Below are 12583 nucleotides of genomic sequence, written 5' to 3' on the forward strand. Positions count from 1 at the left end.
GGGCCCGGCTCCCGTCGGCACGGGGTCAGCCCAGTGCCGGGACTCGGATGCCTTCCCAGGCAAGGCGTTTGGTGTGGTCGGGGTCTACTTCTATGCGGGTGGGGTGGGTGATTATCTTGGTGCTGCGGCGTTGTTCGGTGTAGCGCGGCCAGGAGTCGAGGGGGTGGCCGGTGCGAGCGAAACTCAGCCAGTTGTCTTGGAATTCGTGTTGGACGGAGAGGAAGCCGCGGTAGCCGCCCGCCACGGTCAGTGAGCGGCCGATGGGGGAGTCGACGCCGCCGAAGACCGGGATGAGGTCGAAGGCGTGGGTCGCGCCGAAGCCCGCCAGGCGGACGGCGCGGGGCGCGTAGTCGAAACGGTAGACGTAGGTCGGGGCGTAGCGGCTGTGGCCGTCGGCCAGGGCGATCGTGGGACGCCAGAAGACGAAATCGCCGCCCATCCGGATCGCCACCCGCGCCGCCGGATAGCCGGGATAGGCTGCCACGACCCGTGATTCGACGTCCTCGCCGCAGCGGGCCAGGGCGCGGTGCAACTGTTCGGGAGTGGTCGGCAGGGTGCGATCGAAGCGGGCGAACAGCGTCGCCTCGTCGCGATTGGTGCCGATGATCAACGGCGCCGCGTGGGCGCTGCCGTCGACGATCGCATCGAGCGGCGCCCGCGGCAGATAATCGCCGTCCACGACCGGCGCCGCCGGAAAACTCCCGGGCTGACGCCACAGCGCCGAGGCGATCGCCCGATCCACGGCCTTGCGAATATCGTTGGGCCCGGCCGTGGTCAGCGCCTCGGCGGCGTTTTGCGTAGTGGCGCCGAGATTCTCCAGGCAGCGCCGCGCGAACGCACGCGCCTCACCCGCCTCGACGGCCCAGTCCGCGGGCGCGCTCTGCGCGATGCCGCGCTGGAACAGCCCGGCGGCCGCGGGCGTCGCCAACAGCGACACCACCGCATGCGCGCCCGCCGATTCACCGAAAATCGTGACATTGTCCGGATCCCCGCCGAAGGCCGCGATATTGCGTTGCACCCACCGCAATGCGGCCACCTGATCGCGCAGTCCCAGATTCGATTCGAAGGGGCGTTCCGGACTGGAGAATTCACTGAAATCGACGTACCCGAAAGCGCCCAGCCGATAGTTCATCGACACCACGACCACATCGCCGCGCTCGGCCAGCCGGGATCCGGAATACAGCGACAGCGCCGAGGTGCCGATGACATAGCCGCCGCCGTGGATGAACACCAGCACCGGCCGCAATGCCGCCGACGGCGTGACCGGTGCGGTCACATTCAGCGTCAGGCAGTCCTCGCCGGTCGGCTGAATATTGCGCGGACCGATCCGCGCGCCGGTGCGATGCTGCATCGCGGCGAGCCCGAAACGGGTGGCATCCCGCACTTCGGACCAGGGCCGCACCGGCTGCGGTGCGCGAAAACGCAGGTCACCGACCGGGGGCGCGGCATACGGGATCGAGCGCCAGCGCAGCGTACGGCGGCCGCGATGACCGCGGACCACGCCGTCGGCGGTCGTAACTTCTACCATCTACGAATGGTAGACCTCACTGCAGGTAGCCCTCGACCTGCTTGGCCGAGTTGACCTGTGCCTCATCGGGATCGGCGCCCTGATCGATGCGCGCCCGGCGCTGCCGCAGCAGATCCCAGCACTGATCCAGCATCACCTCGAGATCGGCCAGCCGCTGACGCTCGAGCTCCGGATCCAACTCCTTGTCCACGGTCTTGGACCGCAACTCGTGCTCCTGATCCACCAGGTCCTTGATGCGCGCCAGAATGTCCTGTTCGGTCATGCGGTCCATGCTACGGCCGATCTCCGCCGAATCACCGATGACGTGATCAGGACGGTCCGCGGCGCGATATTCACCATCCCTGGTGATCCGTCGCACAGCATGGTTAATGTGCCGTTACGAAAGCCCCGGAGGAATTCCGAACGCGCCTATTCTGCGCGAATGCATAAATGTCGATTCGCATTGATGGGAGTGATAGGTCTTTTCGCTGTCGGAACCGGAACGGCCACGGCCGAACCACCGGCGTTCTACGACACCCCGTCCGTACTGCCCGCGGGCGAGTCCGGCGAGCTGATCCGAGCCGAACCGATGACCGTGGCACTGGACCCGATCGCCCGGCTGCCCATGCCGGTCCGGGCCTGGCGAATCCTCTACGCCAGCAGCGATTCCCGCGGCGAGCGAGTGCCGGTGTCGGGCACGCTGCTGCTACCGGCGACGCCGTGGCCCGGCCCCGGCCCGCGGCCGCTGGTCGACGCCGCGTCGGCGACCCAGGGCCTGTCGCGCGACTGCGCCACCTCGATCAACCTGCAGAACGGCATCGCCTACGAAACCCCCTTCTCGCACCGCTTCTCCAGCGCGGGTGGGCGGTGGTGATGACCGACTGGCTGGGTCTGGGCGCCAATCGCGCGCACACCTACATAAATCGGGTGGACCAGTCCTACGCCGTCGCCGACGCCGCCCGCGCCGCGCTGCGGGTGCCGGAGGCCGGTCTCGGCCCGGACACCCCGATCGGCCTGGCCGGATCCGCCTACGGCGCGGAGGGCGTGGCCGGTGCGATCGAACGGCCCGACTATCTGAACGGCCTGAACGTCGTCGGCGCGGTCGTCGGCGAACCGCTGAACAGCGTCGCCGCCACCTTCGACAACATCTGGGCGCGCGACGACAATCTGGGTTACGACGCCGTCTACGAAATGAACGGCCTCATCGCCGCGTATCCCGATCGAGCCGAACGCATCAGATCCATCCTCAACGACGCGGGCCGCCGAATCCTCGACGAGACGCGCGGGCAGTGCCAGGCCGAAAGCGTGGCCCGCTACTCCCTGATCCCCACCCGCACGCTGACCGCCGACGGCCGGACGCTGAAGGAGCATTTCCGCGAGGAGCCGTTCGCCTCGCTGCTGGCCGAACAGAATCTGGGCGGCGCCGCGCCCACGGTCCCGGTCTTCGCCGCGGAATACGCCGCCGATCAAATCATTTCGCCCGCGCAGGCGCGAGATCTGGTGGTGCAGTGGCGCGCTCGCGGCGCACGGGTGACCTATCGCGAGGTCCCGGGCCCGGTGACCCCGGCCGGTGCGCTGTTCGACCACGCCGCCGGCGCGGTCGTCGCCCTGGAGTCCGGCCTCGACTATCTCGCGAATCGCTTTGCCGGTCAGCCGATCCCGGCCGACTCCTGACCCGCGTGCCCGGCGCGGACCAGGCACTCCGCGACGACGCGCACGGCCGCGGGCAGATCCTCGCGGGCCACCGCGGCGTAGCCGAGCGGGATCCCGAAGGTGTGCTGCGGCCCGATGTGATGGCGGCTCAGGCCCTCGAGCAGTACGCCGCGCCGCCACGCGGCGGCGATCACCCGGCGCTCGGCGAGTGCGGACGGCAGCGGCGCGACCACATGGCTCCCGGCGTCGTCGCCGACCACATCGAAACCGCGACAGCGCAATTCGTCGACAACGATCGCCCGCCGCGGCGGCATTTCCCGACGCAGCCGCCGCAGATGCCGGGCCAGATCGCTGTGGCGGGCCAGTTCGACCACCACATGCTGACCGGTCGTGGCCGGTCCGGTGCCGGTGAACTCGCGATAGGCCAGCACCGCCTCGGCGATCCGTGGCGGACCCACCAGCCAGCCGATGCCCAGCACGGGCGAGAGGATCTTCGAGGTGGTGCCCAGATGGACCACGACATCGGGCCCCAAGGTGGCCAGCAGTGGCAACGGTGCTGTGTCGTAACGCAATTCGCCGTCGTAATCGTCCTCGATCACCAATGCGCCGGTGCGCCGAGCGAATTCGATCAGCGCTACCCGCCGCGCCGCGGGCATGCGCGCGCCGAGCGGAAACTGGTGTGCCGGAGTGCAATACACGGCATCGACCCCCGCCGGAACGGCGTCGACCCGCAGCCCGTCGCCGTCCACGGGCACCGGCAGCACCCGCACACCGGCCGCCCGGAACGCCCCGACCGCCCGCTGATAGCCGGGATCCTCCATCGCGACCGTGGCCCCGGGGCGCAGCACAGCCGCCGCCAACTCGCCCACCGCATCGCTGGCGCCGCTGGTCGCCAACACCACGGTATCGCTACCCGCGCCGAGACCGCGGTGGCGCAGCAGCTGCTCGGCGATCGCGACCCGATACTCCGCATCGCCCGCTCTGTCCCTGCGCGCCAGGGGAATTCGATCACCCGCTGCCCGCCATGCGCGACGCCAGGCCGCGCGGTCGATCGCCTCGACGCAGGGCGCGCCCGCCGCGAGATCGAGGTGAGTGTCCTCGGGATCCGGTTCCGCGGCGATCGGATGGCGTTCGGGTCGCGGGGCGGGCGAGGCGCTCAGATAGGTACCCGAACCATGCCTGCCCGACAGCCAGCCCTCGGCGTGCAACTGGTCGTACGCCGCGGTGATCACGGTGCGGCTCACCCCCAGCCGGGTCGCGAGCGCGCGCGAGGACGGCAGCCGGTCGCCCGCGCGCAGTCGCCCCGCGGTCGCGGCGGTGCGCAGACCGTCGGCAACCTGGACCGCGAGCGGTGTGGTCGCCCGGCGGTCGACCGACAGCGGAAGTTCGTCCAGGGCGTCGTTCATCGGAAGTGGTCTTTCGAAATTTCGGCGAATTGGCCATTCAAGAATGCCATTCCTTCCACGAATCTGATCTCATGACCGAGTCAGTTATCGCCCGGACCCCGCTCTCGCCCTCGCCGCGCAGCACCCTGACCCGCTACCGCGAGCGGGCAGCCGCCGATCGCGCCGATCTGGACGCCGTCCTCGACGCCGGTCTGCTCTGCCATGTCGCGGTGGTGATGCATGGCACGCCCGTCGTGCTGCCGACCATCTACGGCCGCGACGGCGACACCCTCTACCTGCACGGTTCCACCGGATCGGGCAATATGCGGGCGGCGATGAGCGGCGATGTCTCGGTGTCGGTCACGCTGGTCGACGGCATCGTCTACGCGCGCTCGGCCATGAACTTCTCGATGAACTACCGTTCGGCGGTCATTCACGGTCGTCCCGTCGAGCTCACCGACTCCGAGGAACGCCTGCACGCGCTGCGGGTGATCATGGACCACAACGCACCCGGCGCGTGGGACGTCGTGCGCCCGCCCAACAAGAAGGAGATGGCGGCCACCCGCGTGCTGGCCCTGGACCTCACCGAGGCGTCGGTGAAGACCCGCGCCGGCGACAGCGGCGACGATGTGGAGGACCTGCACAACGGGGTCTGGGCGGGCGTGCTGCCGATCCGTCAGGTCTTCGACGCTCCGCGCTCCAACGCCGATCTCGACCCCGGTATTGACATCCCGGACTACGTCAGCGACCGTGTCTCGGTCGATGACACGGTCCCGGTCGGCGTAAGGGGCCGTTCGAGCTGATCTGCCTGCGGGGGGACAATTCCGCGGCGCCGAGGAGGTGGCCTGCGTGCCGTACGCCGTTGTTGGTCTGATCACCCTGGTTCTCTGGGTGTACTGCCTGATCGATGTGATCACGAGTCCGGAGTCGGAGATCCGGCACGCGCCCAAGGGGTTGTGGCTGCTGATCGTGATCGTGGTTCCGACGGTCGGGGCCATTCTGTGGCTGCTGCTGGGTCGTCCGGTCACCGTCACCACCCGGTCGACGGCTCCCGGCTTCCCCGAATACGACCGCCCGGGCCGCTATGTCGCGCAGAACCCCGAGGACGACGAGGAATTCCTGCGCCGGGTGCGCGAGCGCGCCGAATCCCAGCGCCGGGAGGCTCGTCGTCAGGAGGAGGCGCGGCAGGCCGAACTGGACCGTCGCCGCGAGGCCGGGGAACTCTGACGCTCACCAGGCCGCGCTCGGCACATCCAGCCTGTCCAGGACCGATGTCGCCAGTTCGGCCAGTGCGGCGTGCGAGCGCACGCGTCGCGGGTCGAGGCTGACCAGCGCCAGCGTATAGGTCTGCGCGGTGCGTGAGAGGTAGGCCGACAGTCGGGTGCGGGGCAGATTCGCCGCGGTCAGGCCGGGATGGATGGCCCGCGCTGCCACGCCGGTGCAGCGATGCGGACCCAGTTGCGACAGTGCCGGGGGTAGCGGACCGATATTGGAGCACAGGATATCTCGCTCACCCGCGCCCCGGGACAGTCGATGGGCCAGGCGATCGGGGACGAGCTGCAGAATCTCCTCGGGTAGGCCGCCCGGACTGGTCATGCGGTGTTCGTATGCGGCGCGGCACTTTTCGCGGATCATGGCGGGAGTGTCGGTGCGCTCGACGGTGATCTCGGTCATCGACATGTCGTTGTCCACCCGGGCTTCGGCGCGGGTGTCGACCGGCAGACTCGCGCCGAGCGTGTCCCGATCGAAACCGCTGTCCCACAGCAGTTTCGCGGTTACGTAGACGAACAGGCTGTTGGGTGTTGCGCCGCGCGCGGCGGCGGTCAGCTCCCAGTCCGCGGCCGGTATCCGTAATACCGCGCTGTGTGTGGTCGCGTCGGAGTCGGTGCGCGCGGCCGCGACGGCCGGACGCCCGGGGACGCCGCGGCGCAGCGCCTGGGCGGTCCCGCCGAACACCGTCGACAACTGTCGACGGGCGTCGGACCAATCGGACTGGATCGCAAGGGGTTTGGCATCGGGCCTGCCGCTCAGCGCGCGGTCGACGGCGATTACCAGCCCCCGTCCATCGGCCAGGACGTGCGAACACGTCAGCGACACAACCGAACCGCGGTCCTCGAGTTGCGCCGCGGACAGTCGCCAGCCGGGCCCGAACTCCGGATCCAGGTCGAAGCCCTGCGCATCGGCCCACTCCCACAGCGCATCCGAGGAGATCGGCCGCGCTTCGATCCGCAGCGGATGGGCGCGATCATTGGCCCGCCAGTACCGGCGCGCACCCGGGACGGCGGGCCGCACGACCCGCCTGCCCAGCGAGCCCACCCGCAGCGCGGAATGCACCTGCCGCAACAACTCCGGCTCCACCCGCCCGGCCGTGCGCCACAGCCCCTGCAGGGCGATCGGTGTGCCCATACCCCGATGGGTGCGCAGGAAGATCTCGTCGACGACGCTCAACCGGCCCGAGGATGAGGTATTCGCCACGGTCAGGCGGATCGTCCGTGTCGTCCCGCACCCGAGGCGAAGCGCTGCGCCCCGGCGAGCGCGCCGTTCGCGTCCGACAGTGCGGTCATGCCGTGGCGCAGCTCGTTGCCGATCGCCGCGCGCTCGTCCAGACCCCACTGCTCGAGCGCCGAGGATCGGTCCGAGCGCAGGCAGGTCTGCGGGAGTGCGGCCAGCTCGCCCGCGAGAGCCTCTGCGGCACTGCGGGATTCGCCCGGCGGCACCACGCGATTGACCAGGCCCATCTGCAGCGCCTCGGGTGCGCCGACCGCACGGCCGGTGAGGATCATATCCATGGCCCGGCCCGCGCCGACGATGCGCGGCAGCCGCACGGTGCCGCCGTCGATCAGCGGCACGCCCCAGCGTCGGCAGAACACGCCGAAGGTGGCGTCCTGTTCGGCGACGCGCAGATCGCACCACAGCGCCAGCTCCAACCCCCCGGCCACCGCGTAGCCGGATACCGCCGCGATCACCGGCTTGGACAGCTGCATGCGGGTCGGGCCCATGGGTCCGTCGCCGTCCTCGGTCACTTGGTTGGAGCGTTGTGTGCCAAGCGATTTCAGATCCGCCCCGGCGCAGAAGGTACCTCCCGCGCCCCACAGCACGGCCACCGCGGCCTGTGGATCGGCGTCGAATTCGCGGAAGGCGTCGGCCAGGGCCGCCGCGGTCGGTCCGTCGACGGCATTGCGCGCCTGCGGCCGATCCAGGACGACGGTGAGTACGGGACCGTTCCGCTCGATTCGTACGCTCATAACAGTGTCCTCTCGGGGCATGATCGGAGGTCGTGCGTGGTTACGCAAGCTGCCTCCTCCGGGCCTTGACCGCTCATACCCCTGCCCTGGCTGTCGCTACGGTTCGCTCGACCATACGACGTAAACCCACCCTTGCGTCAAGAAATGAATTCATGATTCACTTCTTGCGTGGCCTACCGCAGAACCCCGGCCGTCCAGGCCCGGCTCGACGCTCAGGCGGACGCGATCACGCACGCCGCCATGAAGGTGCTGTCCCGCGAGGGGTTTTCGGGGCTGTCCATGGCCGCGGTCGCGGCCGAGGCCGGAGTGGCCACCGGCACGGTCTACAAGAACTTCAGTGGTAAAGCCGAGTTGGTGACGGCGGTGTTCCGCGCGGTCGTCACCCGCGAGGTGGCGGCGGTCGCCGCGGCGGGCAGCGCGGGCGGCATCGTGGCGCGGGTCACCGCCGCGGTGGAGACCTTCGCCGGCCGCGCCCTGAAGAATCCGAAACTGGCATATGTGCTGCTCGCCGAGCCGGTGGACGCGGCGGTCGACACCGAACGCCTGCGCTTCCGCCGCGCCTTCGCCGAAACCTTCGAGGCCGCCATCGCCACCGGCGTGGCCAGCGGCCAACTGCCACCGCAGAATCCGCGCACCACCGCCACCGCCCTGGTCGGCGCCATCGGTGAGGTCCTGGTCGGGCCGCTGGCCGAGGCGCTGCAGAGCGAATCGGTGGTGCCCGAACTCGTCGCCTTCGCCCTGCGCGCGCTGGGACTGCACGAATAGGAGCTCCGCATGCCCACCCACGAAGTCTTCAATCAGGTTCCCGATATCGCTCCGTTCGACTTCTCGCGCAATCCGGCCCTGATCGAGGGCCTGCACCGGGAGGGCGCGGGCTGGGCCGAGGCCGAGGTGCGCGAATTGGGCGCTCGCGCGGGCAGTCCCGAGGCGCAGGAGTGGGGCCGGGTGGCCAATGAGAACCCGCCGGTGCTGCACACCCACGACCGCTACGGAAACCGCGTCGACGAGGTGGAATTCCACCCCTACTGGCATCGGCTGATGGAGGTCGCGGTGTCCCACGGCCTGCACGGTTCCCCGTGGGTCGAGGACCGGCCCGGCGCGCATACCGCCCGGGCGGCCAAGTTCTACACCTGGGGCATCGCCGATCCGGGTCATATGTGCCCGATCTCCATGACCTACGCGGTGATTCCGGCGCTGCGACACAACCGTGAACTGTCCGCGCGCTTCGAACCGCTGTTGGCCGCGCGCACCTACGACTACGGCCTGCGCGAACCGTCGTCGAAGGCCGGTCTGATCGCGGGCATGTCGATGACCGAGAAGCAGGGCGGCTCGGATGTTCGCGCCAATACCACCACGGCCACACCGCAATCCGACGGCACCTACCGCGTGGTCGGCCACAAGTGGTTCACCTCCGCGCCCATGTCGGATATGTTCCTCACCCTCGCGCAGGCGCCGGGCGGGCTGTCGTGTTTCCTGCTGCCCCGGGTGCTGCCGGACGGTTCGCGCAATGCGCTGCGGTTGCAGCGGCTCAAGGACAAACTCGGCAACAAGTCCAACGCGTCCTCGGAGATCGAATACGAGAATGCGGTCGGCTGGCTGGTCGGCGCGGAGGGCGCGGGTGTGAAGACCATCATCGAGATGGTCAATATGACGCGACTGGACTGCGTGATCGGCTCGGCCACCGGCATGCGGACCGGCGTGGTGTTCGCGGCCCATCACGCCCGGCATCGAGAAGCGTTCGGCGCCAAGCTGATCGACCAGCCCGCCATGCGCAATGTGCTCGCCGATCTGGTGATCGAATCCGACGCCGCGACCACGGTCATGATGCGGCTTGCCGGCGCCACCGATCGCGCCTCGACCGATCCCGCCGAGGCCGCGCTGCGCCGCATCGCGCTCGCGGTCACCAAGTACTGGGTGTGCAAACGCGCGCCCGCCCATGCGGCCGAGGCGCTGGAATGTTTGGGCGGCAATGGATATGTCGAGGAGTCGGGTATGCCGCGGCTGTATCGCGAGGCGCCGCTGATGTCGATCTGGGAGGGGTCGGGCAATGTCGCGGCCCTGGACGCGTTGCGCGCCATGGCCCGTCAGCCGGAGACGGTCGAGGCGTACTTCAACGAGGTCTCGCTCGCGCGCGGGGCCAACCACCACCTCGACGACGCCATCGATCGAATCGGCAAGGAGCTGACCGATCTCAGCGATATCCAGTACCGCGCCCGCCGGGTCGTGGAGCTGATGGCGCTGGTGCTGCAGGGCGCGCAACTGGTCCGCCACGGCCACGCGGCGGTCGCGGACGCGTTCTGCGCCACCAGATTCGGCGGCGACTGGGGTATCGCCTTCGGCACGCTGCCGACCGGCGTGGACACCACCGCGATTCTGGAGCGGGCCTACGTCACTGCTTGACCAGGGTCGCGACCTGGATATGCGGCCAGTCGGTCGGCTCGCGGCGCGAACGGGACGGGAAGCGCAGGGTCGTCTGCTGGCTGTACTGCAACTGCAACGTTTCCACACCGTCGATGCCGCTGAGCGTTTCGACCCAGTAGGTCGATTCGAATCTGGCCGCGGCGGCATTGGCGCCCAGGAAACCGATGGCGCGGATGTCGTCGCGGCCGGTGCGCACGTCCAGGGTGGTGGTGTGGATGACCGTTTGCTCCTTGAGCGCGTCGGTGAGCAGCACCGTCGGATCGCGGAGCGCCTGATCGGGAATGCCCGGCGGCAGTTGAACATCCGGCGTCGGGAAGTCGCCGTCGCCGAAGGTGTATCCGATCGGTGTGGTGTCCAGCGGTGGAATGTCCGGCGCGCCCGCCACATCCGGCAGCGGCGTGCCCTGTGCGAGCAGGGCCGCGCCGTGCGGGACGGTGGCCGTGCGTACGATCGTGGCCACCGCGATCGGCGCGGTCGTGGGCGGCACGAACAGCCACATCCCGGTCTCCACGTGCAGGGCTTCGTTGGTGCGGGCATCGCAGACCTGCTGCAGATAGTGCAGGCCGCGCAGCACGATATCCCCTTGGCCGTTGCCCCGGTTCGAGATCGGCGCGCCGATCTCGGTGAAGGTCAGGATCTCCCGGGTCGCGTCGACCCGCAGCCGAAACGGCGCGTGGCCCTGGTGATCCGGTAGTTCCGCGACGCTGAGACCCGAACCCATCCAGGTGCCCGGCAGATCCTGCAGCGGGCCCAGATCGGCGGTCGAAAGGAATGCGGGCGCGGCCGCCCGCAGACGGGTCCTCATATCTCCCCCCTAGTACAGCCTCAGTGTCAGGATCACAGCGTCGCGCGTCGTCGGCACGCCCCCAATTCCAGCGGCCGGTGAGCAAGCCCACCCTTCCGATGCTCGCGGGGCGGGGGTTTGATCGAAATATGGCAAGTACGACGACGTACCGGCAGTTCATCGCTCTACCGCCCGAGCGGGTGTGGACAGTTCTCGGGGATCTCGTCCAATGGCCGGACTGGAATCCGGCGGTGGCCTCGGTGGCGCTGCGCTCGACGCCCGGGGTGGGAACGCTGGGGGATTACGTGCCGGGCGGTGCGACGGGCATCGTGCACGAACGGCTGGCCGAGCCGTTCGTGATCACCGTCTTCGACCCCAACCGTGAGCTGGTGATATCGCAGCCGGAACCGTTGGGAGTCTTGGAGATTCGCTGGACGCTCACACCCGTGTCGGGCGGTACGGAGCTGAGCGAACGAGTGCGTCTGACCGGACCGTCGGCGGCCGTGTTCCGGCGGATCATCGGCGACCGGTTGCGCGCGGATGCGCGAATGCGATTCGCGCGACTGGCCCGGCTGGCGGGACTCACCCCGGATCCGGCGGCGCTTCGGATCGTACTGGCCGGTGGCAGTGGGGCATTGGGGCGGCATATCGCGGCGGATCTCAGCTGCCGCGGCCACGAGGTCACCATTCTGACTCGGCGTCCGGATCCGGAATTGCCGTTCCCGCAGGTGCGTTGGGACGGCCGCGGCCTCGGCGACTGGGTGCGGACACTGCGCGGGCCCGGGCCGATCGCGGTGATCAATCTCGCGGGCAAACTTGTCGACTGCCGACCCAATGAACGCAATATCGCCGAATTGCGGAACAGCCGAGTCGATTCCACGGCCGCTCTGGTCGCGGCCTCGCGCACGCTGGATCGTCCGATCGATCGCTGGATCCAGGCGAGTACCACGGCCATCTGGTCCGATGCCGGAGAAATGCGCTGCACCGAAACCACTCCGCTGCCGGTGGGGCTGCCGCAGATGACCGGCGTCGCCGAGCCGTGGGAGCGGGCGTTCGACGGGGCGAACACCGCGCACGCGACGATTCTGCGCACCTCGATCGTGCTGGATCCCGAAGCGCCCGCGCTGAAACGGTTGTGCGGGCTGACCAGGGCCGGGCTCGGCGGCCGGGTCGGGCGCGGGGATCAGTGGTTCAGTTGGATCCATATCGAGGACTGGCTCGCGCTGGTGCGGGCCGCCCTCGGACTGGAGCCCGATACTCGTATACCGGACGGAATCCTCGTCGCCGCAACGGATTTCCCGGTGCGAAACCGCGAACTTATGGCGGCCCTGCGGCGGCATCTGCGTCGGCCGCCCGCGCCGCCGACGCCCGCGGTGCTCCTGCGGATCGGCGCGGTGGTGTTGCGCAGCGATCCGGCGCTCGGCCTCACCGGTCGACACGCCACCTCGGAGGTGTTGCCGCACACCGGGTTCCGATTCCGTTATCCCACGCTGGACGAGGCGCTGACCGATCTGATCGGCTGAGCTACGCGCGGCACCATGCCGAGCCACGGCATCGGCAGGAACCACAGCAGGTGTCCGGCCAGCGC

13 protein-coding genes are annotated in these 12583 nt (G+C 69.3%); 7 read left to right on the plus strand and 6 right to left on the minus strand.

All coding sequences use genetic code 11. From position 1 onward, the window contains the following. Positions 1-25: 25 nt before the first annotated feature. On the minus strand, positions 26-1528 hold the full coding sequence (locus NP4_RS07655) for a carboxylesterase/lipase family protein (RefSeq protein ID WP_067994121.1): 1503 nt from the start codon (positions 1526-1528) through the stop codon (positions 26-28). A gap of 16 nt (positions 1529-1544) precedes the next feature. Next, positions 1545-1790: a DUF2630 family protein gene (locus NP4_RS07660; protein WP_067994809.1), complete on the minus strand. Its 246-nt coding sequence runs from the start codon at positions 1788-1790 to the stop codon at positions 1545-1547. Positions 1791-1973: 183 nt separating this feature from the next. Between NP4_RS07660 and NP4_RS41565 the strand changes: the two genes are divergently transcribed. After that, positions 1974-2381 carry a hypothetical protein gene (locus NP4_RS41565; protein ID WP_169813684.1) on the plus strand — a complete coding sequence of 136 codons (408 nt, stop codon included), beginning with the start codon at positions 1974-1976 and terminating at the stop codon, positions 2379-2381. Then, on the plus strand, positions 2381-3181 hold the full coding sequence (locus NP4_RS07670; protein ID WP_169813685.1) for a lipase family protein: 801 nt from the start codon (positions 2381-2383) through the stop codon (positions 3179-3181). The genes NP4_RS41565 and NP4_RS07670 overlap by 1 nt, the downstream gene beginning before the upstream one ends. Here NP4_RS07670 and pdxR read toward each other — a convergent pair. Continuing rightward, on the minus strand, positions 3157-4566 hold the full coding sequence (pdxR, locus tag NP4_RS07675) for a MocR-like pyridoxine biosynthesis transcription factor PdxR (RefSeq protein WP_067994130.1): 1410 nt from the start codon (positions 4564-4566) through the stop codon (positions 3157-3159). The genes NP4_RS07670 and pdxR overlap by 25 nt on opposite strands. A 71-nt stretch (positions 4567-4637) precedes the next feature. On the opposite strand from pdxR, the gene NP4_RS07680 reads away from it, so the two are divergent. Both NP4_RS07680 and NP4_RS07685 read left to right on the plus strand, forming a co-directional pair. Beyond that, positions 4638-5348, plus strand: a complete 711-nt coding sequence (locus tag NP4_RS07680; RefSeq protein ID WP_067994812.1) for a pyridoxamine 5'-phosphate oxidase family protein — start codon at positions 4638-4640, stop codon at positions 5346-5348. A 46-nt stretch (positions 5349-5394) separates the two neighbouring features. Further along, positions 5395-5772, plus strand: a complete 378-nt coding sequence (locus tag NP4_RS07685; protein WP_067994815.1) for a PLD nuclease N-terminal domain-containing protein — start codon at positions 5395-5397, stop codon at positions 5770-5772. 3 nt (positions 5773-5775) lie between these two features. Here the strand turns inward: NP4_RS07685 and NP4_RS07690 are convergent, their stop codons facing one another. Continuing rightward, positions 5776-7020 carry a hypothetical protein gene (locus NP4_RS07690; protein ID WP_307596592.1) on the minus strand — a complete coding sequence of 415 codons (1245 nt, stop codon included), beginning with the start codon at positions 7018-7020 and terminating at the stop codon, positions 5776-5778. Between the two features lie 2 nt (positions 7021-7022). Further along, positions 7023-7790 carry a crotonase/enoyl-CoA hydratase family protein gene (locus NP4_RS07695; protein WP_067994132.1) on the minus strand — a complete coding sequence of 256 codons (768 nt, stop codon included), beginning with the start codon at positions 7788-7790 and terminating at the stop codon, positions 7023-7025. Between the two features lie 168 nt (positions 7791-7958). Between NP4_RS07695 and NP4_RS07700 the strand changes: the two genes are divergently transcribed. Together NP4_RS07700 and NP4_RS07705 are read left to right on the plus strand one after the other, a co-directional pair. After that, a complete protein-coding gene (locus NP4_RS07700) occupies positions 7959-8555 on the plus strand; it encodes a TetR/AcrR family transcriptional regulator (protein WP_062509239.1) in 597 nt (198 codons plus the stop codon). A 9-nt stretch (positions 8556-8564) separates the two neighbouring features. Beyond that, entirely contained in the window at positions 8565-10190 is a 1626-nt protein-coding gene (locus tag NP4_RS07705; RefSeq protein WP_067994134.1) for an acyl-CoA dehydrogenase family protein, read from the plus strand. Here NP4_RS07705 and NP4_RS07710 read toward each other — a convergent pair. Further along, positions 10180-11016, minus strand: a complete 837-nt coding sequence (locus NP4_RS07710) for a heme-binding protein (RefSeq protein WP_067994136.1) — start codon at positions 11014-11016, stop codon at positions 10180-10182. The two genes, NP4_RS07705 and NP4_RS07710, sit on opposite strands and share 11 nt — an antisense overlap. A gap of 128 nt (positions 11017-11144) precedes the next feature. On the opposite strand from NP4_RS07710, the gene NP4_RS07715 reads away from it, so the two are divergent. Then, the gene (locus tag NP4_RS07715) at positions 11145-12518 is read left to right on the plus strand and encodes a DUF1731 domain-containing protein (protein ID WP_082875651.1); all 1374 of its coding nucleotides are present in this window, start codon (positions 11145-11147) and stop codon (positions 12516-12518) included. Positions 12519-12583 lie beyond the last annotated feature (65 nt).

Source organism: Nocardia pseudobrasiliensis NBRC 108224 (genome assembly GCF_001613105.1).
In the GTDB taxonomy this organism is placed as follows: Bacteria; Actinomycetota; Actinomycetes; order Mycobacteriales; family Mycobacteriaceae; genus Nocardia; species Nocardia pseudobrasiliensis.

Excerpts from the sequence above, each read along its gene's own strand:
- NP4_RS07655 (WP_067994121.1), bottom strand. The coding sequence starts at position 1,528 with ATGGTAGAAGTTACGACCGCCGACGGCGTGGTCCGCGGTCATCGCGGC.
- NP4_RS07660 (WP_067994809.1), bottom strand. The coding sequence starts at position 1,790 with ATGACCGAACAGGACATTCTGGCGCGCATCAAGGACCTGGTGGATCAG.
- NP4_RS41565 (WP_169813684.1), top strand. The coding sequence starts at position 1,974 with ATGGGAGTGATAGGTCTTTTCGCTGTCGGAACCGGAACGGCCACGGCC.
- NP4_RS07670 (WP_169813685.1), top strand. The coding sequence starts at position 2,381 with ATGACCGACTGGCTGGGTCTGGGCGCCAATCGCGCGCACACCTACATA.
- pdxR (WP_067994130.1), bottom strand. The coding sequence starts at position 4,566 with ATGAACGACGCCCTGGACGAACTTCCGCTGTCGGTCGACCGCCGGGCG.
- NP4_RS07680 (WP_067994812.1), top strand. The coding sequence starts at position 4,638 with ATGACCGAGTCAGTTATCGCCCGGACCCCGCTCTCGCCCTCGCCGCGC.
- NP4_RS07695 (WP_067994132.1), bottom strand. The coding sequence starts at position 7,790 with ATGAGCGTACGAATCGAGCGGAACGGTCCCGTACTCACCGTCGTCCTG.
- NP4_RS07705 (WP_067994134.1), top strand. The coding sequence starts at position 8,565 with ATGCCCACCCACGAAGTCTTCAATCAGGTTCCCGATATCGCTCCGTTC.
- NP4_RS07710 (WP_067994136.1), bottom strand. The coding sequence starts at position 11,016 with ATGAGGACCCGTCTGCGGGCGGCCGCGCCCGCATTCCTTTCGACCGCC.
- NP4_RS07715 (WP_082875651.1), top strand. The coding sequence starts at position 11,145 with ATGGCAAGTACGACGACGTACCGGCAGTTCATCGCTCTACCGCCCGAG.